We start from the raw sequence: 24,175 nt of genomic DNA on the forward strand, positions 1-24,175 counted from the left end.
ATTATTCCGAAGTAGCTCAGTTGGTAGTAGCACCTGACTGTTAATCAGGTTGTCGCAGGTTCGAGTCCTGCCTTCGGAGCCATTCTTGGAGAGTTGTCCGAGTGGCCGAAGGAGCACGATTGGAAATCGTGTAGGCGGTTAACACTGTCTCAAGGGTTCAAATCCCTTACTCTCCGCCAGCACTTTGATTTATTCCAAAAGTTGGCCCCTTGGTCAAGTGGTTAAGACACCGCCCTTTCACGGCGGTAACACGGGTTCGAATCCCGTAGGGGTCACCATTTAAATACCCAGATGGAGGATTAGCTCAGCTGGGAGAGCATCTGCCTTACAAGCAGAGGGTCGGCGGTTCGAGCCCGTCATCCTCCACCATTATTTTTACAATAGTATATGATTATCGCGGGGTGGAGCAGTGGTAGCTCGTCGGGCTCATAACCCGAAGGTCGTTGGTTCAAATCCGGCCCCCGCAACCAAATGGTCCCGTGGTGTAGCGGTTAACATGCCTGCCTGTCACGCAGGAGATCGCCGGTTCGATCCCGGTCGGGACCGCCATTTTTTTTAATAACAAGGGTCAGTAGCTCAGTTGGTAGAGCATTAGATTGAAGCTCTAAGTGTCGGCGGTTCGATTCCGTCCTGACCCATCATGTTTTTTTGCCGGTGTAGCTCAGTTGGTAGAGCAACTGACTTGTAATCAGTAGGTCGTGGGTTCGACTCCTATCGCCGGCACCATGTATTCCCGGAGGGGTAGCGAAGTGGCTAAACGCGGCGGACTGTAAATCCGCTCCTTAGGGTTCGGCGGTTCGAATCCGTCCCCCTCCACCAGTTTTATTATTATAGGGGCATAGTTCAACGGTAGAATAGAGGTCTCCAAAACCTTTGGTGTGGGTTCGATTCCTACTGCCCCTGCCAATTAATTTTATGGCGATTGTGGCGAAGTGGTTAACGCACCGGATTGTGGTTCCGGCATTCGTGGGTTCGATTCCCATCAGTCGCCCCATTTAAAGTAAAATTAATAAAAATCAAATCATAATATAATGGCGATTGTGGCGAAGTGGTTAACGCACCGGATTGTGGTTCCGGCACTCGTGGGTTCGATTCCCATCAGTCGCCCCATTTATATAATTATCTTTTGGGGTATAGCCAAGCGGTAAGGCAACGGATTTTGATTCCGTCATGCCCTGGTTCGAATCCAGGTACCCCAGCCATTTTGCGGAAGTAGTTCAGTGGTAGAACACCACCTTGCCAAGGTGGGGGTCGCGAGTTCGAACCTCGTCTTCCGCTCCAACTTCGATGGCGGCATAGCCAAGTGGTAAGGCACAGGTCTGCAACACCTTTATCACCGGTTCAAATCCGGTTGCCGCCTCCATATTTTAACTCTAATCGGTGTATCCGATTTTTTTTATCTCCATTATGCCGGTGTGGCGGAATTGGCAGACGCGCACGACTCAAAATCGTGTTCCTTTGGAGTGTCGGTTCGACCCCGACCACCGGTATCAATTACAATGAAGAATCCTTGATATATCAGGGATTCTTTTTTTGTTGTAGAAAATTATAGAAAGTATATAAGCAGAGAAAAAAAGAGGTAGACTGAATGGATCTTATTGTTGCTAACACAGCAGCTATATTTAGTGCTGTATTAGCAATCTAAAGTTATTCAAATGTAATCACATTGATCGCCCTAATTATAACTTATAGATATATGTGTAAATTCCCCTCTCTATGCATAAGGTTTATTTTTCAAACCTAATACTATTTAAACCTCTCTTAGAACTTCAGCAAATCTATCTTATTCAATTTAATTGATTTATTCTATTCCGTGTTTCTTTGTATTTCGAATATATTTCTAATAACTTCCATTATCATAGAGTAATTCAGCAACTTGGAACAGAGAACGGCTGTTGGGATAACCTTATATACTTGAATAATATATATCTTCTATAACAAAATTTGACATCATTTCAAAAAGGATTTATTATACAAATAAGACAATTGACTTAAATGAAAAGGGGTGAGTACATATGAAAAAATTGCCTGAAGCAGAATTTGAAATTATGAAGATAGTTTGGAAAAGTAAACCTCCAATTACTACAGGTATCATAATGAGCGAAATAGGAGATGAGAAAGGTTGGAAGATTCAAACAGTAGTATCTCTTATGAAAAGATTAACTGAACGTGGATTTCTTCGCAGTGAGAAAAAAGCTAAGGAAAGATTTTATTACCCTACAGTAGAAAAAGATGCCTATCTAAGTTTTGAAACAGAACAATTTATGAGGCTCTATCATAAAAACTCCTTTATGAATTTAGTAGGTACACTCTATAAATCCGATACTATTTCTAATGAAGATTTAGCTTCATTAATTAAATGGGTGGAAGAAAAGAGGGATTAATATGTACAGTATCATGGTAGGTTTATTCTTTAAATCCATAGTTATGTCCTTTATTGGACTACTCTTTATGGCTGTAACGCCTTTCCTTTTAAAACGATACAGTGCTAGATGGCTTTATTATGGTTGGATTGTTATCCTTGCAGGTTTTATTTTACCATTTACAATCAATATATCGACTCCAGTTATCAATCTATCAGAATCGGTGCAAGTACCATCTAGGGAATCTATTCCAACTAACAGTAGTCAGATAACGCTTGTGTCCTCATCCGTAGATACAGTGACAGCACTTTCTGTTTGGCAGATGGTGATGATCATTTGGATTTTAGGAATCGTTGTATTTTTGGCAGTTCATCTTGTAAAACATTATCGATTTATGTACATGGTGAAAAGATGGGGGCAAACGATCACTGAACCAAAAGCCCTTCATTTGCTAGAAAAAGTTAAAAGCGACATGAATATCACGAAGGAAATCGCATTGAAAGAATGTAGCTTTATCGATTCCCCCATGTTAGTGGGATTTACTAAAAATACTATCTGGCTACCTAATAATACTTATCGAGAAGAAGAACTAACCTTGATATTGAAGCATGAGTTAGTTCATTTAAAACGAAAGGATTTATGGTATAAAGCTTTCGTATTGCTAATTAGTAGTATGCATTGGTTCAACCCATTGTTCAATCTATTCTCTAAAGAACTAGACAATCTTTGTGAACACGCTTGTGATGAGGAAGTAGTAAAAAATACTGACATCCAACTTAGAAAAACATATAGCCAAACGATACTATATGCCGAGAAATTAAAAAGGGGTGAAGGTGTGTTTTCTACAAATTTTCTAGGAAGTACACAAATACTAAAAAAGAGAATATTATCCATTATGGATATGAGCAAGAAGAAATCAGGAATCGTTGTGATGGCACTATTAATTTTATTTACAACAGGTGGAATGGCTGTCAGTTCAGCATTTGCTATTTCCAGTAAGCCATTGAACTATTTAGACGAAACATTTATGAAGGAATCCATTTTAAATGGTGCATCAAGAGGCTATTTTGCAACAGACAAATTTATTATTTACTCAAAGAATATGAGCGATAGAAAAACGGTGCCACCTGAGCCTACTATAAACAAAGAGCTCTATCGTGATGTGTTTTCAGAGGGGGTTATTGGAACGGAAGCAAGATACCAATATCCGATTGAAATTGTGCATAAACAGAATGGACAAAAATATACTACGGTAATTCATATTGACTATGACTATGAGCTACTAGCACCTGTTGAATATGATGAGCTCAATACCCTTATCGAAGGCTATTTGTTGCCATTTAATGAGATAAAGTCTTTACCTTATGCAGATTTTATCACACCGAATTACTTAGAAAATAAATTGAAAGACTATATGCGAGATATTGATACACAGAATACTGACACACGTGTAGAATTCACATTTCGCTTTGGTGGCTGGGTAACAAACAATGATCATCTGCCTTTCCCAAGCCAGAGTTCTATAGGTACTACACCACGATATATGAAGTCTACACCATAGAAATCACTATCACATATAGAAAGATTTCTTTAAGTGATGTGATGCCACCTTCGAATCTAAGTAATTCATCAAGAAAAATGAAAAAAAGAGAGGGATTTAACAATGAAAAAATGGATGATGAGTATGTTGACAATGATTCTATGTATCGTAACACCAGTAGCTGCTTTTGCACAAGAAGAAGAAACTGCAGAACCTACAGAAGGAGGTTTTCATCTCGAAATTAATGCTTCGGACAATTCTGAGCAAGTTTACGAAATCGATGGGATTGAATTTAGAGTACTTCCTACATTTACAAGAGCGGGGATAAATGCAACAAAGACAGTTGTAATGACTGATCTTTATAATAACGCTAACCTTGGTTCGGTAGTCATAAATGCAACATGTATATCTGATGGGAAAATTGTAGGGGCTACAAATCATTCAGCCAAGATTATCAATAAACCATCTTCTTCTAACTTGAAAGCAACAGGTACTTCTGTTGATAAGAATAATACTGCTATGTTAATCGTTAATGCCAAAGTATCCTATACTGGTTCAACAGGAACAAACAGTGGGGGAACAATCTCGATGTATGTATATGCCAATGGTGTTTATAACTGATAAGTTAAATTTAAAAAAACAACCTCTTTTACTAAAATGATATTGAGGCTGGGACATAACTCATTTTATTGAGAAAAAGCAAAAAACGAATGTTACTTTTGTGATTTATTAAAGTTTATGTGTTCTAATAACGCAAAAAAATGTTAGACCAAACTTGTAAATGGTCTAACATTTTTTCTTTTGTCCCAGCCTCTTCTTACGATTAGTCAACCTTATTTAAAGAGTAATTTATATTTTTATGGGTGTGAAGTGGTGAGGGATATCCCTCACCACTTCACACTCATTTTTAGATACGCCAAAAAGACCTGACGATTTTTATTTTTTTCGAAAGGTCATTATGATATAGTTCTTTATAGGTGATTACGATTTCTGAGCTGGTAGTGCGGACTCATAATCGTAAAGAATGCCACGCGTCAGTAACTGAAATGTCACTTTCAGAAACTTATTGATGCAGGCGATGATCGCAACCTTATGAGGCTTCCTCTGAGGTTGCTTTTTTAATTTGTAGTAATAGTCCACAAAATGATTCGGTTTTCCTTTAGCCATAAGCATGGCGCACACCATAAAATATAAAATCTTCCGTAAATGTTTGTTTCCTCGTTTATTAATCCTGTCTCGATATTGCGTATTTCCAGACTGGTACCGCATAATATCAATGCCTGTGTAAGCGTTCAGTTGTTTCGCATTTTGAAAGCGGCGGATGTCACCAATCTCTCCAATTAATCGGCACGCCGTTGAATCGCCAATCCCAGGAATCGAACGAAATACTAGATATTCTTTTCGTCCTTCCGACAATTCCACCATCTGTTTCACAAGCGCATCTTTCTTCTCTAATAAATCCGCAATGCGAGCTGCGTAATCTCGTGCTTGATCACAACGAATATCTGTGGGTTTAATCGCTGGGTAACTATTTTCAGCTGCTTCTAATAATGTAATAGCTTTAGCCTCCGCACGCATTAGCGAGAGGTTTTTTCGCGTATTGACCTTTAAACGATTTTTAATCATCGTTTTTGAATGGGCCTGTAAAAGTGCGGGGTGCGGATAGAGTTGTACAATATTTAAAAATAGTGCGGAACTTGGTGTAATCAGCTTTTCTAATTCTGGAAAACTTAGCTGTAAAATGGCATGCATTCTACTTTTGAGTAAAATGATTTCTTCGTCAATTTCATCGTAATAACGAGTCAGTGCACGCATCTGTTCATAATAATCGTCTTGTATGTACGTTGTTTCGCGTTCCATTTTGAAATGTGTCTTCGCGAGTTCATGGGCATCACTGATATCAGTTTTATTGCGACGCATCGTTGCCATCTGTAAATTCGCTTCAAGTGGATTCATGCGGCAGTATGCATAGCCGTAATCTTTGAAAAATGCTTCGACAGGTTTTGAATAGATGCCTGTTGCTTCAAATACGATAGCTGGCGCTTGTCCATCTTGCTTTGTTATCTCTTCCATTCGTTCGTGTAATCGCTCGAAATCACACCGTGTATGATGTAGCATACCTTCAAACTCACATTGGCGATGACCATCATAAATCGCAACGGTACTTTTTCCTTTACTGACATCTAACGCAATGACATGTTTCATCTCATTCTTCTCCTTTTGATCAATCATAGAAGCCTTCACAGTACCTTATCGATTCCACTTTCTTATACACGATCTCTTGGACCCAACATACTAAACTGATTCATATAAGGGCATGAAGTTAGCCGGTTTAATATACGGACTCACAAATGGTCCCAGAGGCTGGTCGGCTTTTCTTCACTTCTACTATAAAAAAATAGTAGCACAAACCATGGCCCTGGTTTGTACTACTAATGTTAGTATGTTTCTATGGCTCGAAAAAACAAGGTTTATTCAAATGAATTGAAATTAGAAGTAGTACAAGCTTATTTAAAAGGCAATGAACGCCCGCAAAAAATTGCAGAAAAATATGGCATTCAAAATCGTTCGCAGGTGGTAGCTTGGGTCAAAAAGTTTAAAGAAATGGGTTCGATTAAAGCGTTTAACCGCCTTCCATCCGTTGGTTCTGGAGCGAAAGGTGTGAAGAATCCTCTGAAAGGTAAACGAGTTCACTTTAAAGATGTGGAAGAAGAACGGGATTACTATAAGGCACAGGTGGAATACCTAAAAAAGCAGTATCCAAATCTGTAAATGGAGGCATGCCAACTTATCCAGAGCGATATCGAATTATTGATGAGATGAAGAATCGTTACCCAATTACGTGGCTAACTGAAATGGCTAAAGTGCAACGTTCAGGCTATTATAGGTGGGGAAAAATGGAAATGTATCGTTACATAAACAGGATGATATCCTTTTAAAGGAGCACATTTTATCGATTCATCAAACAAATAAAGTGTATGGCTACCCACGTATGCAAATCGCCTTAAGAGACAAAGGATTCAAAGTAAATCACAAGAAAGTCTATGATTAATGAGTGAGCTAGGAATTCAATTCATTATCCGTAAGAAGCGTCGTGTGTGGAAAAACCAAGTATCTCGTGTATTCGATAACATCGTAGAACGCCAATTTAAAGAGCGTACAGAAAATGAAGTATTCGTCACAGATATTACATACTTACCAACCAAAACTGGTTTTCTCTATCTTTCTGCGGTTCGAGATTTATATAATAACGAAATTGTCGCTTGGAAGATAAGCAAACGAAACGATCTAAAACTGGTCATGGATACGCTTGAAGAATTGACAGCAAAAAGAAATGTGTATCGAAGTATTCTCCATTCAGATCAAGGCTTTCAATACACATCGATTAACTATCATCAAACAGTGGAACAACTCGGTATGATTGGCAGCCATTCTCGAAAAGGGAACTGTCACGATAATGCCTGTATTGAATCATTCTTCTCCCATTTTAAAAGCGAGTGTTTGTATCTACTACAGGATAATTCTGAAGTAGAGATTATCCAAGCAGTTGAGCAATATATCTACTTTTACAACTATAAACGTTTTCAAAAACGACTCAACCATCTAGCGCCGATAGAATATCGACACCAGATGGTTGAGTCGTTTTTTTTAGCGCTGTCTACTTGACAGGGGTAAGTCCACAGGATTTTATACTAGTCTTTTTGTTTATTATCTAAATCTAATTGCTGCTGATATTGAATTAATGGTTTATCTACTGTTTTATCAATGGGCATGATGATAACTCGTGATTCAATTTGTGGTACGTTGAGTTCTTTTAGAAGATGTAGTAAGTTTTGCATCTTGAATCCTCCTTTCGTTTGCATAGAAATCAAAGAAGCGCTCAATAACCTTTTTTGAAACGCCGACTTCTTCGCATGTATCTAGTAATCTATTCTTCCAGTTTGTATCTAGTTTTTTTTGTTCCATTGAAGTTCCTCAAAAAAATGAAGACCACAGAACATGGTTATCTCTAGGGATAACATCATGTAATCTGCGGTCTTCGCTTATAGTGATTATGTTATTAAATTTGAATTACTGGTTAATTCAGGATTCATAATATCTTTGCTAATTTTAATACTTTCAACAAAATTATTTTTAGAGAAATTTAAAAGATGAAGTGGGAAAATTCACTTCGCCGTCCGACTACAAGTAAAATTATTCAATGAAGTTTATTATAATATTCATTCGCTTTAATTATTTTCGGATTATAGATATAAACAATTACTTATTATCTATTTTGAGGACATTGTGATGTATACTATAAATTATATAGTGAAATGACCATTTATGTTAAATTCCGTTATTAATTATTAAGCGTTCTATTAAAACAATTTAATATAAAGATAATATTTGAAGTTGAAAAGAATACTTTGAAGAAGGGTATTTTTCTCTGAGATTTAAATACTATGTATTTTCTTTACATAATCGAAGGAGTATGTTAAATGCGTAAAATAACATATTTTGATGAAGGTTCAGCAACAGATATTCTGCTAATTGAACATGGAGGACAAATTTCCTCTATTGACGAAAGCAATGGGACGGTTAGTCTGACGGGAGAAGCAGGCGAGAATATTTCAGCTGGATTTTACAACATTCGTAAATTTGGCGCTTATGCATGAAAGCAAATATCAAATGTAAACACCCCGAAGTATAAATTCAAGAAAAAGTAAATAAAAAAATTATTGTTATGCTACTTGGATACAATAGCTACTAAAGCTAAGAAAAGTCTCAGAACTAACTATTTACAAGTACATTATAGCTTAGGGAAATAGTTTAAAGGACTACAATTTTGAGTAAATTATCCTAACTTTAAGGAACGTACAATATATAAAATATACATATATTTGTAATTTATTAGTGGTATAATAATGGTAACATTCTAGATTTACTTTTTAATTTTAATACTTGGAGGGAAATACATGGCACATAAAGTTTTTGTAAGTTATCATCATGCGAATGACCAGGCAAAAGCAGATTACTTGAGAACTGCATATGGTAAGGATAATACACTTATTGATAGATCACTTCCTGCAGAAGTTGATAGTGATGATAATGATTATATTTCTTTCACTAATTAGAACTAATCATTTAAATGATTCAACAGTGACCATAGTTTTAATTGGAAGGGAAACTTCTAAAAGGAAATGGGTTGATAGGGAGATATATTCTTCCCTTAGACCTTATGGCAGTCGAAGTCGTAATGGTCTGTTAAGAATTTATTTACCAACAGCAGGTGAGACACCAGCACGTTTACAAGATAATATTGACAGTAGGTATGCAGTAACAATGAACTGGAGAGATTTATCAACTAAGTTAGATTCTAAAATTGAAGAAGCATTTAATAATCGTTCTAAAGGGGAATTGGTTCGAAATTCTCGGGAAAGAAGAAAACGAAATAGCTAGTAAAGTATAAGACCATTCTAATTTAAGAAATGGTCTTATGTTTTTGGAAAAACAGGTAAAATTGGGGGGATAAATGGTGGATATAATAAATCCTTTAAATATTTTTATTGCTTGGCATTCATCCTTTGAGAATGGGAGAGATTTAGCCAATTCGATTTTTTCTTATTATAATCATAACATTAATAATCCACTATCTCGCGGAATTGGAATACCCGTCTACTTTAGAACAGGTCAAGCACCATTAAATATTGACTTAACTAATGCTGAATATAATGCAGTTATATTATTAGTGGATGATAATATGGTCATTGATAAACAATGGGAGAAATACATAGAAGAAATTTTAATGCAAGTAGAAAAATCTAACGCTAAAAGCATAATATTGCCTATAGCTATTTCTGATAATGCTTTTAAACTTCCTAATAAGCTTCCTACAAAAAACTTTATTAGATTATATGATGTTGATTCTAATGAAGAGGATTTTTTATTAAGTAGAACTACTCATGAATTATGTAGATTACTTTACAATATTGATAGAGTAAATCATGAAAGTACTGATGAACAAAAAAGTCCTCCACCATTAAAGCTTTTTATCAGTCATGCAAAAGAAGATGGTGTGGGTGTTGCGAAAAAACTAAGTGATTATGTGCAGAGTCAATCTCCTGTTAAAACTTTTTTTGATGCGAATGATATTGCTATTGGCTATGATTTTCCAGAAGAAATAGAAGGAAATATCCAAACGTCTGTCTTACTAGTAATTCACACTGATAAATATTCTACAAGAGAATGGTGTAGGAGAGAGATATTATTAGCCAAAAAAAATAATCGACCAATAATTGTTGTTAATTTATATGAAGAAGGGGAAGAACGTATTTTTCCGTACTTAGGAAATCTAAAAACAATAAGATTCAATAAAGATTTAGAAGAAAAGATAATGTATGAAAAAATTATTCTGATTACATTGAAAGAAACATTAAGATATAAATATCATCAAATGTTTGTAATTTATTTAACAAAAAAATTCTATATTAACCAAGTTGAAATTATCTCCCAGCCTCCTGAACTATTATCATTAATAAAATTGAATAGCAGTGTAAATAAATTAACAATTTATCCTGATCCTCCACTTAGCGAAGAAGAAATAGATATAATTACAGGGGTTGCAGATGATATGCAATTTTATACACCAACCTATATACCTTTATTAAAGGAAAAGGGTGAGTATGAAATTCATGAATTGTCATTTTTAGATGGTCTTAATGTGGGAATTTCTATTTCAGAAAGTCAAAACATTAAAGAGTTAGGTTTTGAACATATTCATTTGCAAGATGCACTTGTAGAATTCACCAGATATCTGCTAGCTAGTGGTGCCTCAATTTCTTATGGTGGTGATGTTAAATATGACACAGAATTTAATTTTGCTAATATTTTATTTGATTTAGTGACCAATTATCAACAAGAACATAAAAGGCCTTCTGATCAAATAACAAACTATGTTTCTTACCCGATTTATACACAAATTTCTACTAATTTATTAGCTAAGTTAAGTGATGTTGCTAGATTTATTAATGTTGATCCCCCAGAAGATTTAGTAGGCAATCATGATAAAATTTATAAGGGAGAAACTATAGAAGATTTATATGTTTGGTCCAGAAGTCTTACTTTAATGCGCCAAAGAATGAATGATGATATTAATGCTAGGATTATAATAGGAGGAAAGTTAACTGGTTATAAAGGAACAATGCCAGGAGTAGTTGAGGAAGCGTATCTCGCATTTTTACATAAAAAGCCTGTCTATTTAGTTGGTTCTATGGGAGGTGCATCTAAAGTTATTATAGATGCTATAAGTGGAGAAAAACCGGAAGAACTCACTGAGGATTATCAATTTAGGAATGGTAAATATAAAGATTTATATACAAAATATAATGAACTAGCAGAGCAAAATAGATTAGAATTAATAAATTACGAAAAATTGATTTCCTTCTTTAATGATGTAGGAATTGAAGGATTAAACAATGGTTTAAGTATCGAGGAAAACAAAAAGCTATTTAAATCTACTAATACCACAGAAATGATAAGTTTAGTATTAAAAGGATTGATGGCTATTAATCATCAAAATTAATACTAATAAATATTTATTAAAACGATAAATGAAAATAGAGTTCAGTACACTAAAACCTTATACTTTAGGGAGGAATTAAATACATTGAATAGAGATTTTATTTGGGAAGGGGATTACGGAAATAGATCCCACTTAATACCAATATTAAAAGAAATTTTGGAAAAACAAAATGCCAATTCTCTTCAGATGGTAAATACTTTTATTAATAATAATCCATATACATTAGAGTTTTATTTAGTTTTAAGCTATGACAGACCTGAAGAACAGCATATTGCAGAAATGATTGCAATGTTACAAAATGCTGATTTAATTTATAGACCGGATATAACATACAATGAACTATTTAGTGAATTTGGAAATAGAAGATTTATTTCTTCTACTTTCGTGAATGGTAGAGATTTAGAGATAAGATTTTTATACCTTTTTGACTTTGTTGAGAAGAAAGAGTTAAGAGAAAAAGGATGTAAGTTTTCGGGTCCCCTAGGTAGAGATATGCCTGTTTTTTTAAGTCACCAATCTAAAAATAAAGAAGTAATTGAGGAATTAATCCCATATCTTAATGGGGAGGGACTCCCAATTTGGTTTGATAAATATAATATAGACTATGGAGAATCTATAGTTGATGAAGTCGAAAAAGGGATAAAAAATTCAGGAGCTGTGGTCTTTTGGATAACAAAAGACTTTATAGAATCGGATTGGTGTAAGAAAGAATTAAAAGATTTTTTAAATCGGTATAATGATAAAGATATTCTTATTATTCCAGTAATTTCAGATGATATAGACATCGAAGAATTGAACAGTATTTCTGATTTGAAATATATAAAAAATACAAATGAAGAATTAAATATAATTGCTAAAAATATAGTACCTAGAATTAAGAAATTTTATAATGAAAATTTCAAAAGGTGATTCTCGTTATAGGAGATGATTTGATGCGAGCTACAGGAAAAAACTTTGCGTATCCTAATTTGGTAGAATTAAGAATATTGTGATATGCAAAGCTTATTTCTATATTTAAATGAAAAGTAATATAAAACTAAACTTGAAAATGAGGAATTGATAATGTCGTGGGAAATTAAGAAGAAAAAAAGGAGGAATAAAACTATTTATTTAATACTTAGTTTTGTATTTTTGTTGTTATTTTTTATTTGTTTATTATTTCATTTTTATAAATCTTATTCACCTGGGAATATTACTATAAATGCTCCATTTGGATTGGGAACATATGAATTTAGTAAAGCAGAGCTCTCCCAAAAAGAATTAGATATTTCATGGAAATTGTATGTGGAATTAAGTACTAGAAAAGCAGCCATTCCAATTGATTCGGAAAACGACATTATTACTGAAATATATGATTCGTGGTATGAATTATTTAAATCTACTAGAGGATACTTGCTTGAATTATCATCTGAAGATCTTGAAGGGAATGATAATGCTCAACAGATTGTGAGTTTATCCCTTAATGTATTAAATCAAGGTTTACGACCACATTTAACTGAATGGCATGGGAAATATAGAAAGTGGTATGAATCGGCATTACAAAATCCAGATTATAAAGATTTATCCCCTCAAGAAATTCAAAAGAAATATAAAAATTATCATGAATTAATGAAATCAATAGAGGACGTGAATAGAAACTTAATATTATATGCAGAAGAATTGAAAAAATTTTCTGTTGAAGAGCCACCAAATTTACCTACTAAAATCATTACTAAAATAATGGACACGGTAGAAGACCTTGATTATTCTGAAGAAAAGTCAAAATAAAATAATTTCAAATTTGTGTAAATTTCAAAAATAGAGTGGATCCAACCTTGTGTTTCTGCGTAACCGCTCAAATTCTTTTAGAAGCGGAGGGATGAGTTGGAAGGTATTATTTAGAAAATAAATATAAAATGCTTGGTTCTAAGTTGACAAGCATTTGCATAAACCCACCAGCATTCTTGTGTTGCCAAAAAGAACATAATCAATTCATTCGGTAGTGAGTCAGGTGAGTGTCAACTAGTGATGTATTCTCCTAGTAACATACATACCCTTTCATGAGAAAATAAATGTTGATTATTGGCAGACGATAAAAAGCAACGATACTAATTTCTGAATTTTCATTTAGATATTTAGTCAGATTGGTCAGTAATTATATGGTATATTTATACTATTGGGAATTGGGAGGGATAATCTTGGCTAGAGATGTCAATAGTATAGCAAATGTAAATTTAGAAGAAGATGTTAGAGAATGTGATAATAGTAAAATTTTTAATCCTACGGATGAACAAATGACTACTATTATCCATTCATTAAATACATTAAATCAAGTTGAAATTTTAAATATTATAGGAAGTTTTAATATTTCTATTGATCGTGACACTATAAAAAAGAAAATGGAGTTAATACAATATCTCATTTACGGTTTTAAAAAAGGAATGTTTAATGAAAGGCTATTTAATGAGTTAAGAAGTCAGGCTTTTAATCCCGATATTGATAGTACTGATGGCTTCTTTTTCTCTTTTGAAGCTGACGTTCCAACTATTACCAAAGAAGGTCTAGAGACATTTTTGAAAGACTGGAATGAGGTTAAGGATGATAAAACGATTGAGTTTCTAGAATTGAATAATCAGAGTGCTAAATTTTTAGTAACAAAACATACTGATAAGTTTATTTTTGATCAAGAAAGTATGTTTAGTATAAAATATAACGATGAAAAAAGAGCTAAAGTTGAGGTGCACTTTGACAAAAGTATTGTTTATGTTCAAACAACAAATACTGTAATTTATAGTGCAATAAAAACAATTATTAAAGTATTTTTGCAAGAGCTATTGGATATTGAAAAGCTCTATATAACACCTCCAAAGATGAGCAAAAATCTAAGTCTTACTTTTAATGATGACTTTACGGTAGCTACAAAAGAGAACTCTGTTCATCCAAATACCATTAAACTACTCGATATTTTATTAGAATTAGACGCACCAAGTTCTTCTTTTAGTGGTTTTGAATGTGTAAATATTACTCTTGATCACGAAGATACTATCAACCGAAAAGACGCAAAATCCAAAATTGTTTCTCAAAATTATGGTGGAGGAGATTTACTCAAAAATAAAGTTGTAAAGGACTTAATACTTAGTAATAGAATTATCTATGATATAGAATTTATTATTGAGTATAATCATGTGGATAATGAGGGGAATATTAGTAAACAACTTGTTACGGTAGGAATGATTAATGATAGAAAAAGTTCCCTAAGAATTTTTATTAACAATAGCGATTACAATATTCGGAGTGTTATTAAGAATGCATATAGTGAGCTTACTAGCGTATTCATATCTAACTATGGTCAGTCACAATTAAGAAATGAGGATAACATAAAAAAGCTGTTGGGACTTAGTTAAAATGGAAACAAATGATAATGTTTTTTATGATGCTATGTTATATGGATTTAAGGATCAGGAAAACTTTTGGATAATGCTTAGACGACTTATAGATGAAATTGAGATAAGTGAAGGGATTTATTTTACTGTAAATATCTTAGATAAAAAAATACATAATAATATGTATTCTTTTCGGGTTGATCAAAATAATAATCATATTCAGATTTACATCATAAATAATCTGATGTGGATGTTTGTTGAAGATGTATTTGAATATACACCTTTACTTAAAAAATTCGAGTCAAAGCTAAGTAAGTATATGTCTAAGATACATGTAACAAATAAATATTTTGTTGACTCAATCTTTAATAGTAATTTTAGTAATAACCTCCTAGAAATAAATATTGAAGGTGAGGACATTTCTGAATTTGAGGCAGAAACCTTTACGGGAAGTTTTATAAATAAAACTTTTGAATATAGAAACATCATTAATTTTAGCGATATTCACATTAGATACCTTAAATTCCAACCTCTTAAATTGAATGCTGTTCTCACACTTAGGTTTCCTAATGTAATTCAGTTCAGTAATTATATTGATTTCAAGATGTATCAGAACTTAATTAAAAGCTTTTCAACTTGTATTTATAAAACAAATAGAAAATTATTATATTTTAATAAAGGAGAAAGATATGAGGAAAATAACAATAGCAACTACTAGTGATGGGTATAAACTTGAAGAAATGGGTCACCAACCTTGGCATGAATATGATGGATTGTCTATAGATTTCATATTAGACTTCAAGCATATACCGGAGAAGGAATATTTATTAAAAGTTACTAGTCTATCCAAGGAATTCGAATGGATAAACACAGAAAACGATGCTTTTGTATTTGATCTTGAGAAAATTAAGAGAAACTTTAATGTGTTTTCAGAATGTAAATGGATGAAGAGCTATATTACACTTAAGCCTAACTATGAACCGGCTTTGGATGGCTCAAAATTCATAGTGAGTTTCTCAGCAACAAAGAAAGAAATTGAAGTTAATGCACCAAAGAAAATCTTTTTAAGTCATAAAGGTGCGGATAAATCACTAGTTAGAGAATATTTCCAACTACTAAAAGAATTAGGGTTTGATCCATGGCTAGATGAAGACGCAATGGCTGCTGGAACAAAGTTGAATAGAGGAATATATCAAGGCTTTAAAGAGTCATGTGCAGCTATATTTTTTGTTACTCCATTCTTTAAAGATGAAGATTATCTAGAGGACGAAGTAGATTATGCTATAGATGAACAAAAAGAAAAAGGTGACAAGTTCGCTATTATCACATTGGCATTAAAAAATCCAGATGGCAAAACCGGAGAAATTCCTGGCTTATTAAGAAAATATGTATATAAAGAACCTAGTTCACAACTTGAAGCATTTAGAGAGATTATTAGGGCTCTTCCTTTAGAAACAGGAAAAAAAGTGTGGAAAAATTAAGGGTAGGGTTTTGATCTCTAAAGACTATTTCACACTTTTTAGTTAGGGAATGACTGAAAATAATATCATTAATAAGTGGTATTTCCGCGTATTTGTTTTAAGTGGTATTTATAGTTGACTTTGATTGTGTGTGTGAAATGTACTTGACACATGTTGAGTGCTGAAAAAAAATGCAGGTTAAAAATTTTCATCTTCATTACCAATTAAATGATTTTACACAAATTTTACACACTCCAGGTAGAAAACCTTGATATATAAGGATTTTTACTACACTCTCTGTCCCGACCACTGGTATCAATAAGCAGTTGAAAAATAGTGTTCTATATGTAGAGCGCTATTTTTATGTTCAATATGTGTAATACTAGTCGTTTGCACTAGAGCCATGGACCGTTTTTCTAATAACCGTTAGAAAAACGGTCTTTTTCTATGTCTAGGCGTGCAAATGAATTAATTGATAGAAGGGAACGTGATGCGGTAAGCTGTTCGGTATGGTATCAAAGCAAGTAACAACATATGAAGAGGCATTAAAGACGTTTTTGAAAGAAGTTGAATGTAGAGGATAACGCGGATATTTGTTAGTTTACTTCTCATAAAGAATTAAACGATTTTCGTCGTTACTTAGAGCAACACGAACACTCGTTGTGTATTTACAATGTAAAGTGCGATCACTTAGAGACTTTCATTACGTATCTACCAATAATGACATATGGACTACAACAATCAATAGAAACTAAGTACAGTTAGAGTGTTTTTTTATTAGCTACTCAAAATAAATACTTCACTGTAAACGAGATGACAATGTTTCCATTAATACTAAAAAATGTTGAAACATTTATAGTTAAACGCTACATGCGCTATTCAATACTATGGATAAGCGTGTATTTATTTTACTACATATAGTAATGACTTGTTAGTTATAGGAAGTTCTAATTATACCCAGTTGAAAGTCAATTGCTGCAGACTATTGGGAGAGTAAAGGTAAATAGGTTTCCAGCTAAAGTACTTATTCTTAGTAATTTATCTGTCGTTGAGTAAGGGTACAATCATTTTCACAAAAAGAATCAATGGAACTTTTGAAATACTAATTTAAAAAATGCAGTCAGCTACTAAATTGACTGCATTTTTATTAAACGAGGATATTAAATTATATTAAATCGTTAATATTCATTATAATATTAAAATCCATAAATTTCAAAAAATAATTAATATGGTTCATAATCGTCCATTTTTCAGAAAAATCATACCTATAAAGTATAAATAAATAGGAATTGCAAAAAGTAGCAACATTTAATTTGAGCTACACTGCTCTAAAACTACAGAAATTGCAGTTTTAAAGAACTCACTGTTTATGAGGTTTATTTATTCAATATAATGTCGTATATTTCACAATGTAAATATTACTAGCTTTGAATAAGGATTGACTACAGTAGAAACGATTGACAAATCTTTTATTCGTTATTTTTATGTTTGTCATTTGAATTTAGACTGTTGCTTTTTAGTTTTCCAATTAAAGTAAGTGATGCACCCAATAAAATTGTAATTATGCTTAATGGAACAACTGCAACGTCAATAAGTGTTATATTTATAAAGATGTTATCTATGAAAATGACAATGAATATAGATATTATAAGCATCACTTCTATTTTTTTAAGAATTGGGATTAAATGTTTTTCTTTGAATAATAACAAAAGGACACTAAGCTGTTTAAAGAAGAAATAGAATAATAATATTAAGAAGAAAAGAGACATAGCAAAATCTTTATCTCCCCCCCATAACAATATCCAAATATCAATTATAAAATCTAACATACTTTCAAATAGACTAGAGATGTTACTAGAATATAAATTAAGTATAGTAAAAGTAAATAAGAAAAATATAATTAAACCCAACACAGGAAGCATATTAATAAGAAATTTTTTAAGTCCTGTTCTGGCTATTTCATTCTTTATTTCATTAATTATTTGTTTTTGTGTATTTTTATATTCGCCTACAATTCTTAAAAATTTTGAATATGTAAAGGCTTCGTTGTAAGCACGTTCAATTATTCCCTCTTTATTAACTTCTTTTAACGCTAAACTATATGCAGTTCTCCCAGTGCTTAATACTTGAGCAAAGTTAAATAGAATTCCAATTAATATTAAAGTAGCACTTATAAGACTTTCAATGCTTATTTTAGGTAAAATATATATATTAATTTGGGTTAATGAAAAACTTAAAAGTAACAAGAAAATAATTAGCCAAAAACTAAATTGTCTTAAAGCACGCTTTAACTCATCCTTAGTTCCTTCTAGAAAAAGCATTATTAAAATTAGACTAAATACAACACCTAAAAATACTATGTGAATATCTTCCAATTGTGGGTAATAAGTCAGTAATTTACTTCCAATTATTATTATAAAGTAGATCATAGTGAATAATAATGTAAAAGTTATTATTGTGTTAATGGATTTTATTTTTATTCCTTCTAGAAGATATTTAAAAGTGAAATAGACTTCAATTATTATTTTAGGAAAACTATATTCCTTGTTAGATTGGTTTAAAAGTATATGGACCATAAAAGTTAGCACTAATAATAAATATATGTATTTGGAGACCTCAAACAATAGTATATCGGAATGTGAAGATAGTAGTAAAAAAAGTGGCAATATAATTATCGTCAGTGGAACACAAAATAAGGGAACGAAAAATGCTTGTATTAGAATACAAAATATTTGATCTTTAGGGTTACTCCTATCTGGGAGTACATTCTTAATAAGTGAATCACCAAAAATACAAAAGTATAAAATGAACTTTCTTATACTCACTATTGTTTAACCCCTTCCAAATTAATCTATTATGAAAGATCTGAAAAATAAATCTTAATACTATCAAAGCATTTTAGATATCATTCTTCAACCAAATTTTTTTGGTATAAACCTATTTGAAACTATAGATGGATACTGAAGAGATCAAGTTCATCAGACTGTATAACAATCTATGCTATCCAAATCTATATCGGGGGTTCATTTTGGTAGGAAAGTGCATTTGGGATATATAAATTAGATTACTAACGAAAGTATGTGATTAATAAGGATTAATCACAAATTATTCATTTCATATTTAATAGCTTGATGGGAAAATTATTACAAAAATCACAGAGGAAATATCAACTATAAATGTAGTTGGTCCTAATCTTAAATTTGAAGCAGGAACAATAAAAGCATTTTGTCCAATGAAAAATATACTGGAAAGTATGTTTATAGGAAGGGAAGATTTAATGAGATTGAAGATGAATATGAAGGAGAAAATGGGGAAGTTGCGTTATTTCATTCTAAACCTCGCGTGAATGATTAAAATTTCTTATGCCAAAAGAGGATATAAATACATACATATTGAATAAACAGTAAATACGAAGGTAGGTGTGGAACATGATTATAAGGGAAGCAAAATTGTCGGATGCTAAAGGCATAGCAAAAGTTCATGTAGATAGTTGGAAGAATACTTATAAAAATATTCTTCCTACCGAGTATTTAGAAAAATTGTCTTATGAGCAAAGAACAGAATTATGGGTAAGGAACATCTCTAAAGTTGATCATTATGTCTTTGTTGCAGAAAACAATAATGGGGAAATTATTGGATTTACTGATGGTGGTAAGAGAGCTGAAAATGAAATTGAAGGGTCTGGGGATTTAACATCCATCTACATTTTAGATCAATTTCAGGGTCAAGGAATAGGCAGTAAACTAGTCAATAAATTGTTTACTAAGTTGAAAGCATTAGGCTATGAAAAAATATTTGTTGAGGTTTTAGAGGATAATCAGTCGAAGCGTTTTTATGAGAGATTGGGTGCTAGATTAGAAAAAACGGAAAAGATTAATATAGGAAATAAAGACTTAGACTTATTAATTTATGTGTGGAGTAATATAGATCCTGTTCTTTATCAAACTAAAGGAATAGGAAAGGCTGATTAAAATAAGTAGCATTGGTGGTGAAAATTTTGCATCCCATACAACGAAATGAAATACCTAAAGACATAGTTGAGTATGTTGGAGGAGTTATCCATATTTATTTTCCAAGACAAGGACATACATCGGATGTAGGAATTCTTAATTCTAAAAGAGGAATATTCGTTTTAAAAAGAACAAAAGGAACACAATTTTGTTCCTGGTTAACGAAAGAAGCAACTGTCCTTAAACATTTATCAAAATCTACATTACCAGTTCCAACGTTGCATTATTTTATTGAACAACCATTAGAAAATCAGTCATGGGCTTTAATGGCATATTTAGAAGGCGACACCGTTAGAAGTGCACTAGAAAATGAGATTAAAGAGGAAAACAGACATGAAATAATATTTAATTTTGGAAAGATCCTTTCTGCCATTCATTCAACCCGATGTCCACAAGAGTTAGTAAAAAACACACCATGGATAGACGATATGTTGGGACAAGCTGAGTGTAATTTGAAAAATTTTAAAGTAGATGGCACTCCAAAATTATTAGATAAATTGAAAAGGAAAAAACCAAAAATCATTCAGCAAACATTTATACACGGTGATTTCACAATTGACAATGTTCTTGTACAGAATAGAAAAATTTCAGGAGTTATCGATTGGAGTGCTGGAGCATTAGGTGATCCACGATATGATGTTGCTCTGGCGGTACGCCCTAAACCACATGTATTTGAAACAGAACAAGACGAACAGATATTCTATGAAGGGTACGGCGTTAAGTTAATAGACCAAAATGAATACAATTACTTTAAAAGTGGATTATATGAATTTTTTTAAATTAAAAATATTTTAAACCGTTCTATAGGATAAAAACTTCCTTTATAGATCGGTTTTTTATTTTCCCGTTCATTTTTAATGATTAGTTCATGCTCTGTTCATGTAAACATTTTAAGCTATGAGTAATCAAAGAAATGGAGGGGTTAGTAATGAATCTTGCGTGGAAAGAGATAAAGAAGAATAAAGTACGGTTTTTAATCTTAGGCTCCATTATCTTCCTAGTTAGTTTTTTAACGTTTATTATTTCGGGTTTGGCAAATGGTCTATCGCAGGATAATGCAGCTTTAATTAAAGATTTACCGAAAGGACAAATTTACATGGCTGAAGATGCAGAGGGGGCGTTTAATCTTTCGAGAATTGAAAGCGACCTTCAACAGGAAGTCATGGGGAAAGAGAAAGAAGCAGTAGCTTTTTCGATTCAAATGGGCTTTTTAAATGATCAAGACGATAAACAGCAGAGTGTTGCCTTTGTTACATCTACCGAGTCCAGATTGTTTCAAAATGTGCATCAAGGGGAGGTACTGTTAGATAGCTCGTTACAGGATAAAGGAATCAAAGTCGGAGATACATTAAAGAATAATCAATACAATGGTGAGTTCATCGTTAAAGGCTTTGTGGAGCAAAAGAAATATAGCCACGCACCTGTCGCTTACATTAGTGAAGAGGCCTATCACGAGATGTATCGTGTAAAGGACAAACAGTTAATTTATGTACCAAATAGCGAGCCAAAAGAGTTTAAAGGGCTACAAGCATACAACAATAAAGAATTTCTCAATACAATTCCCAGCTATAGTGCGGAACAGCTATCTTTAAATATGATTATATGGTTCTTAGTTGTCATTAGTGGCATGTTATTCGCCATTTTCTTCTATATGATGAATGTGCAAAAAATTGGTTTGTATGGCATCTTAAAAGCAATTGGTTTAAAAACAAGTAAGTTGTTTAAAATGATCTGGACACAGATGGCTATTATTACAATGATCTCACTTGTCATATCCATTAGCCTTAGCCAGTTATTTAATGTTGTTGCACCTAAGGGAATGCCCTTCACCTTAGCAATTGGCACTACAACACAGTTATCTATTGTGTTTCTTATCATTGGCTTTATCGGAGCTACATTGTCGGGTCTACAAATTAAAAAAATTGAACCGTTACAAGCCATACAACAAGGGGAGGCATAATCATGACATTGTTTACAATTGATGAAGTGCGAAAAACGTTTAAAAATGGTGAAGTGGAGGAGGAAATTTTAAAAGGTATCAATCTTTCGTTAAAAGAGGGGGAGATTACTGCATTGGTAGGTGCGTCTGGTTCAGGGAAAAGTACACTGTTAACGATAGCTGCGGGACTACAGCCAGCAACAGATGGGCAAGTGTTTTTCGAAGAACAAAATCTTACAACGATGAGCACTGAGCAGGTACGGAAATTACGTGCAAGTAAATTTGGCTTTGTCTTTCAGTTTGCGCATCTCGTACCATTTCTGACAGTGGAGGAGCAGCTGCTGTTAATGCTAGATGTTGCTGAGTCTCGGTTAAAGAAGTACGAACAGCAGCATGAAGTGAATCATCTACTACAATTAATTGGAATGGCTCATCGTAAAACGGCTTATCCTTCCTCCTTATCAGGTGGAGAAAAGCAGCGTGTAGCAATCGCACGTGCCATCATTCATCAACCAAAAGTATTGTTTGCTGATGAACCAACAGCTAGTTTAGACTCCCCGCGTTCTAAAGAAATTATGCTGTTGCTAAGAGAATTAACGAAAACATTAAAGATTACAACATTAATGGTGACACATGATGAAGAAATGCTCGCCTATGCTGATCGTATTATTAAAATGAGCGATGGGCTTGTGTTACCAAATGCTATGTACTAATTGGAAATACCACAATCATATCTTTTATGGTTGTGGTATTTTCATATGAAGAGTAAAAATTGACTTAGATGGGTAAAGAATTGAAGGAGGAGGGATAATGTGAAGAACCTATTGAAAATTATATGTTCAATCCTGATAACTGTTTGTCTATTACCTAAGGAAGTACGGGCAGCAAGCTTTAAAGATTTAACTGATGAGACATTATCAACAGAAATTGATTATTTAGTAGAGCAGGATATTGTGAGGGGGTATTCAAATACTCTGTTCAAGCCGAACGAAAAAGTTACGAAAGCACAGGTTGCTGTGATGTTAACTCGTGCTCTAGGATTAAATACAATCAATATAAAAAATCCTAATTTTCAGGATGTAACGACTGCGCATAAGTATTATAAAGAAATTGCTGCGGTACAAAATGCGGGCATTTTTAATGCAGTCGATAAATTCCATCCAGATGCAATGATTACAAGAGGACAAATGGCTATTGTACTGCACAGAGCCTTTCAATTAAAGGGCTCAGATCCTTATTATTTTTCGGATGTAACGGAGCAGACACCAGGCTATAAAGAGATTTTAACATTGGCTCATAATCATTTAATAAGAGGTTATGAGGATGGAGCATTTAAACCAAATGAGCCTGTTACACGTGCTCACTTTTCAGCATTTTTGGCACGAGCGATGACTCTGACTAAGCCTGATTTGCTAAAAGATCCTGCTTTTGTTTATACGTATGCTCATTATTCTTTAAGTGATAATCAACGCTATACGTTAAACTATCAATATGACCATCATGACGGTAAAAATGATGTATGGACAGTCCAAAATGTAAGTACAGCACAAACATTTCCTAATGAACTGTTATATGGACATGACCGTATATATGGTCAAGCTATTGCTAGTGATGCTACCACACATTATGATTTGTATTTGGAACTACCACTTAGAATAGGTGTCATTTTACATGAGGATGACGAGGGAGTGACGTCTGGTGTACGAGTGACAGTTAAAACGACTAACGGTACTGTGCGAGCTGGTGAGGTTCAATATACAGGTGTCGTGATACTTGAAGAAAGATCCATCTATAGTGATGTGGTGAAAACTTATTATTTTGTAGATGGAATTGGTTTAGTGAAAGAGCTACACAATGACATTGTTGTGTTAGAGTTATTAAATCGTACAATGAAATAAATTGAAAGCAAGCCTCTTTTTGAAGTGGGCTTGCTTTGT

General features: G+C 33.1%; 23 protein-coding genes and 16 tRNA genes. 36 read left to right on the forward strand and 3 right to left on the reverse strand.

The features are described from left to right. The first annotated feature begins 5 nt into the window (after positions 1 to 5). The 19 genes from CRI88_RS18745 to CRI88_RS18835 all read left to right on the forward strand — a co-directional run bounded on the left by CRI88_RS18745 (position 6) and on the right by CRI88_RS18835 (position 4,524). Positions 6 to 82, forward strand: a tRNA-Asn gene (locus CRI88_RS18745). Between the two features lie 5 nt (positions 83 to 87). Beyond that, positions 88 to 179, forward strand: a tRNA-Ser gene (locus CRI88_RS18750). A gap of 24 nt (positions 180 to 203) precedes the next feature. Beyond that, positions 204 to 278, forward strand: a tRNA-Glu gene (locus CRI88_RS18755). A gap of 15 nt (positions 279 to 293) precedes the next feature. Continuing rightward, a tRNA-Val gene (locus CRI88_RS18760) sits at positions 294 to 369 on the forward strand. Positions 370 to 395: 26 nt separating this feature from the next. Beyond that, a tRNA-Met gene (locus CRI88_RS18765) sits at positions 396 to 470 on the forward strand. Positions 471 to 473: 3 nt separating this feature from the next. Then, positions 474 to 549, forward strand: a tRNA-Asp gene (locus CRI88_RS18770). A gap of 16 nt (positions 550 to 565) precedes the next feature. Next, positions 566 to 638, forward strand: a tRNA-Phe gene (locus CRI88_RS18775). A 12-nt stretch (positions 639 to 650) separates the two neighbouring features. Continuing rightward, positions 651 to 726: transfer RNA gene (locus CRI88_RS18780), tRNA-Thr, on the forward strand. Positions 727 to 735: 9 nt separating this feature from the next. Continuing rightward, a tRNA-Tyr gene (locus CRI88_RS18785) sits at positions 736 to 819 on the forward strand. 13 nt (positions 820 to 832) lie between these two features. Then, positions 833 to 906 (forward strand) — tRNA-Trp (locus CRI88_RS18790). 12 nt (positions 907 to 918) lie between these two features. After that, positions 919 to 994 (forward strand) — tRNA-His (locus CRI88_RS18795). Positions 995 to 1,034: 40 nt separating this feature from the next. After that, positions 1,035 to 1,110 (forward strand) — tRNA-His (locus tag CRI88_RS18800). 17 nt (positions 1,111 to 1,127) lie between these two features. After that, a tRNA-Gln gene (locus CRI88_RS18805) sits at positions 1,128 to 1,202 on the forward strand. Between the two features lie 4 nt (positions 1,203 to 1,206). After that, positions 1,207 to 1,281 (forward strand) — tRNA-Gly (locus CRI88_RS18810). Between the two features lie 8 nt (positions 1,282 to 1,289). After that, positions 1,290 to 1,363, forward strand: a tRNA-Cys gene (locus tag CRI88_RS18815). Positions 1,364 to 1,409: 46 nt separating this feature from the next. After that, positions 1,410 to 1,490, forward strand: a tRNA-Leu gene (locus tag CRI88_RS18820). 525 nt (positions 1,491 to 2,015) lie between these two features. After that, positions 2,016 to 2,384 carry a BlaI/MecI/CopY family transcriptional regulator gene (locus CRI88_RS18825; protein ID WP_058845277.1) on the forward strand — a complete coding sequence of 123 codons (369 nt, stop codon included), beginning with the start codon at positions 2,016 to 2,018 and terminating at the stop codon, positions 2,382 to 2,384. Position 2,385: 1 nt separating this feature from the next. Further along, a complete protein-coding gene (locus CRI88_RS18830; protein WP_089935054.1) occupies positions 2,386 to 3,924 on the forward strand; it encodes a M56 family metallopeptidase in 1,539 nt (512 codons plus the stop codon). A gap of 123 nt (positions 3,925 to 4,047) precedes the next feature. After that, the gene (locus CRI88_RS18835) at positions 4,048 to 4,524 is read left to right on the forward strand and encodes a hypothetical protein (protein ID WP_139149548.1); all 477 of its coding nucleotides are present in this window, start codon (positions 4,048 to 4,050) and stop codon (positions 4,522 to 4,524) included. Positions 4,525 to 4,884: 360 nt separating this feature from the next. Here the strand turns inward: CRI88_RS18835 and CRI88_RS18840 are convergent, their stop codons facing one another. Then, complete coding sequence (locus CRI88_RS18840; protein ID WP_180957822.1) at positions 4,885 to 6,108, reverse strand: IS110 family RNA-guided transposase; 1,224 nt, start codon at positions 6,106 to 6,108, stop codon at positions 4,885 to 4,887. Between the two features lie 246 nt (positions 6,109 to 6,354). Between CRI88_RS18840 and CRI88_RS18845 the strand changes: the two genes are divergently transcribed. From CRI88_RS18845 to CRI88_RS18850, 3 genes are all read left to right on the forward strand, one after another. After that, positions 6,355 to 6,675, forward strand: coding sequence for a helix-turn-helix domain-containing protein (locus CRI88_RS18845; protein WP_089934969.1), 321 nt, complete (start codon positions 6,355 to 6,357; stop codon positions 6,673 to 6,675). Positions 6,676 to 6,790: 115 nt separating this feature from the next. Beyond that, positions 6,791 to 6,955: an IS3 family transposase gene (locus CRI88_RS22370; protein ID WP_139149545.1), complete on the forward strand. Its 165-nt coding sequence runs from the start codon at positions 6,791 to 6,793 to the stop codon at positions 6,953 to 6,955. Then, a complete protein-coding gene (locus CRI88_RS18850; RefSeq protein ID WP_139149546.1) occupies positions 6,955 to 7,569 on the forward strand; it encodes an IS3 family transposase in 615 nt (204 codons plus the stop codon). Before CRI88_RS22370 ends, CRI88_RS18850 begins: the two co-directional genes overlap by 1 nt. Positions 7,570 to 7,595: 26 nt before the next feature. Here the strand turns inward: CRI88_RS18850 and CRI88_RS22565 are convergent, their stop codons facing one another. Continuing rightward, entirely contained in the window at positions 7,596 to 7,742 is a 147-nt protein-coding gene (locus tag CRI88_RS22565; RefSeq protein WP_170829923.1) for a hypothetical protein, read from the reverse strand. A gap of 642 nt (positions 7,743 to 8,384) precedes the next feature. Between CRI88_RS22565 and CRI88_RS22570 the strand changes: the two genes are divergently transcribed. The 9 genes from CRI88_RS22570 (at position 8,385) to CRI88_RS18885 (ending at position 16,310) form a co-directional block, all read left to right on the forward strand. Continuing rightward, entirely contained in the window at positions 8,385 to 8,561 is a 177-nt protein-coding gene (locus tag CRI88_RS22570) for a hypothetical protein (RefSeq protein WP_170829924.1), read from the forward strand. A gap of 300 nt (positions 8,562 to 8,861) precedes the next feature. Continuing rightward, a complete protein-coding gene (locus CRI88_RS22630; protein WP_211663874.1) occupies positions 8,862 to 9,020 on the forward strand; it encodes a hypothetical protein in 159 nt (52 codons plus the stop codon). Next, a complete protein-coding gene (locus CRI88_RS18855; RefSeq protein WP_211663875.1) occupies positions 8,989 to 9,345 on the forward strand; it encodes a TIR domain-containing protein in 357 nt (118 codons plus the stop codon). Before CRI88_RS22630 ends, CRI88_RS18855 begins: the two co-directional genes overlap by 32 nt. A gap of 73 nt (positions 9,346 to 9,418) precedes the next feature. Beyond that, the gene (locus tag CRI88_RS18860; RefSeq protein ID WP_101966931.1) at positions 9,419 to 11,467 is read left to right on the forward strand and encodes a TIR domain-containing protein; all 2,049 of its coding nucleotides are present in this window, start codon (positions 9,419 to 9,421) and stop codon (positions 11,465 to 11,467) included. A gap of 84 nt (positions 11,468 to 11,551) precedes the next feature. Next, positions 11,552 to 12,376, forward strand: coding sequence for a toll/interleukin-1 receptor domain-containing protein (locus tag CRI88_RS18865; RefSeq protein WP_101966932.1), 825 nt, complete (start codon positions 11,552 to 11,554; stop codon positions 12,374 to 12,376). 153 nt (positions 12,377 to 12,529) lie between these two features. After that, positions 12,530 to 13,234, forward strand: a complete 705-nt coding sequence (locus CRI88_RS18870; RefSeq protein ID WP_101966933.1) for a hypothetical protein — start codon at positions 12,530 to 12,532, stop codon at positions 13,232 to 13,234. A gap of 410 nt (positions 13,235 to 13,644) precedes the next feature. Then, positions 13,645 to 14,850, forward strand: a complete 1,206-nt coding sequence (locus CRI88_RS18875) for a hypothetical protein (RefSeq protein WP_101966934.1) — start codon at positions 13,645 to 13,647, stop codon at positions 14,848 to 14,850. Between the two features lies 1 nt (position 14,851). Further along, on the forward strand, positions 14,852 to 15,547 hold the full coding sequence (locus CRI88_RS18880) for a hypothetical protein (protein WP_101966935.1): 696 nt from the start codon (positions 14,852 to 14,854) through the stop codon (positions 15,545 to 15,547). Then, positions 15,519 to 16,310: a toll/interleukin-1 receptor domain-containing protein gene (locus tag CRI88_RS18885; RefSeq protein ID WP_101966936.1), complete on the forward strand. Its 792-nt coding sequence runs from the start codon at positions 15,519 to 15,521 to the stop codon at positions 16,308 to 16,310. Before CRI88_RS18880 ends, CRI88_RS18885 begins: the two co-directional genes overlap by 29 nt. A 1,448-nt stretch (positions 16,311 to 17,758) precedes the next feature. Here the strand turns inward: CRI88_RS18885 and CRI88_RS18890 are convergent. Further along, entirely contained in the window at positions 17,759 to 18,610 is an 852-nt protein-coding gene (locus CRI88_RS18890; protein WP_180957823.1) for a hypothetical protein, read from the reverse strand. A 1,107-nt stretch (positions 18,611 to 19,717) separates the two neighbouring features. On the opposite strand from CRI88_RS18890, the gene CRI88_RS18895 reads away from it, so the two are divergent. The 5 genes from CRI88_RS18895 to CRI88_RS18915 all read left to right on the forward strand — a co-directional run bounded on the left by CRI88_RS18895 (position 19,718) and on the right by CRI88_RS18915 (position 24,136). Beyond that, positions 19,718 to 20,260, forward strand: a complete 543-nt coding sequence (locus CRI88_RS18895) for a GNAT family N-acetyltransferase (protein WP_101966938.1) — start codon at positions 19,718 to 19,720, stop codon at positions 20,258 to 20,260. 17 nt (positions 20,261 to 20,277) lie between these two features. Beyond that, positions 20,278 to 21,078 carry a phosphotransferase family protein gene (locus CRI88_RS18900; RefSeq protein WP_244508210.1) on the forward strand — a complete coding sequence of 267 codons (801 nt, stop codon included), beginning with the start codon at positions 20,278 to 20,280 and terminating at the stop codon, positions 21,076 to 21,078. 149 nt (positions 21,079 to 21,227) lie between these two features. After that, positions 21,228 to 22,259, forward strand: coding sequence for an ABC transporter permease (locus tag CRI88_RS18905; protein WP_089934975.1), 1,032 nt, complete (start codon positions 21,228 to 21,230; stop codon positions 22,257 to 22,259). Positions 22,260 to 22,261: 2 nt separating this feature from the next. After that, the gene (locus tag CRI88_RS18910) at positions 22,262 to 22,951 is read left to right on the forward strand and encodes an ABC transporter ATP-binding protein (RefSeq protein WP_089934977.1); all 690 of its coding nucleotides are present in this window, start codon (positions 22,262 to 22,264) and stop codon (positions 22,949 to 22,951) included. A gap of 99 nt (positions 22,952 to 23,050) precedes the next feature. Next, positions 23,051 to 24,136, forward strand: a complete 1,086-nt coding sequence (locus CRI88_RS18915) for an S-layer homology domain-containing protein (protein WP_036119278.1) — start codon at positions 23,051 to 23,053, stop codon at positions 24,134 to 24,136. The last annotated feature ends 39 nt before the right edge of the window (positions 24,137 to 24,175 follow it).

The sequence above is a fragment of the Lysinibacillus fusiformis genome (genome assembly GCF_002845985.1).
In the GTDB taxonomy this organism is placed as follows: Bacteria; Bacillota; Bacilli; order Bacillales_A; family Planococcaceae; genus Lysinibacillus; species Lysinibacillus fusiformis_D.

Bases quoted from the DNA above. Each gene is read 5' to 3' on its own strand.
- CRI88_RS18885 (WP_101966936.1), top strand. From the start codon at position 15,519: ATGAGGAAAATAACAATAGCAACTACTAGTGATGGGTATAAACTTGAA.
- CRI88_RS18910 (WP_089934977.1), top strand. From the start codon at position 22,262: ATGACATTGTTTACAATTGATGAAGTGCGAAAAACGTTTAAAAATGGT.
- CRI88_RS18840 (WP_180957822.1), bottom strand. From the start codon at position 6,108: ATGAAACATGTCATTGCGTTAGATGTCAGTAAAGGAAAAAGTACCGTT.
- CRI88_RS18880 (WP_101966935.1), top strand. From the start codon at position 14,852: ATGGAAACAAATGATAATGTTTTTTATGATGCTATGTTATATGGATTT.
- CRI88_RS18895 (WP_101966938.1), top strand. From the start codon at position 19,718: ATGATTATAAGGGAAGCAAAATTGTCGGATGCTAAAGGCATAGCAAAA.
- CRI88_RS18905 (WP_089934975.1), top strand. From the start codon at position 21,228: ATGAATCTTGCGTGGAAAGAGATAAAGAAGAATAAAGTACGGTTTTTA.
- CRI88_RS18890 (WP_180957823.1), bottom strand. From the start codon at position 18,610: ATGCTTTTTCTAGAAGGAACTAAGGATGAGTTAAAGCGTGCTTTAAGA.
- CRI88_RS18860 (WP_101966931.1), top strand. From the start codon at position 9,419: ATGGTGGATATAATAAATCCTTTAAATATTTTTATTGCTTGGCATTCA.
- CRI88_RS18855 (WP_211663875.1), top strand. From the start codon at position 8,989: ATGATAATGATTATATTTCTTTCACTAATTAGAACTAATCATTTAAAT.
- CRI88_RS18825 (WP_058845277.1), top strand. From the start codon at position 2,016: ATGAAAAAATTGCCTGAAGCAGAATTTGAAATTATGAAGATAGTTTGG.
- CRI88_RS22570 (WP_170829924.1), top strand. From the start codon at position 8,385: ATGCGTAAAATAACATATTTTGATGAAGGTTCAGCAACAGATATTCTG.
- CRI88_RS18870 (WP_101966933.1), top strand. From the start codon at position 12,530: ATGTCGTGGGAAATTAAGAAGAAAAAAAGGAGGAATAAAACTATTTAT.
- CRI88_RS22565 (WP_170829923.1), bottom strand. From the start codon at position 7,742: ATGCAAAACTTACTACATCTTCTAAAAGAACTCAACGTACCACAAATT.
- CRI88_RS22630 (WP_211663874.1), top strand. From the start codon at position 8,862: ATGGCACATAAAGTTTTTGTAAGTTATCATCATGCGAATGACCAGGCA.
- CRI88_RS18835 (WP_139149548.1), top strand. From the start codon at position 4,048: ATGTTGACAATGATTCTATGTATCGTAACACCAGTAGCTGCTTTTGCA.
- CRI88_RS18830 (WP_089935054.1), top strand. From the start codon at position 2,386: ATGTACAGTATCATGGTAGGTTTATTCTTTAAATCCATAGTTATGTCC.
- CRI88_RS18850 (WP_139149546.1), top strand. From the start codon at position 6,955: ATGAGTGAGCTAGGAATTCAATTCATTATCCGTAAGAAGCGTCGTGTG.
- CRI88_RS18845 (WP_089934969.1), top strand. From the start codon at position 6,355: ATGGCTCGAAAAAACAAGGTTTATTCAAATGAATTGAAATTAGAAGTA.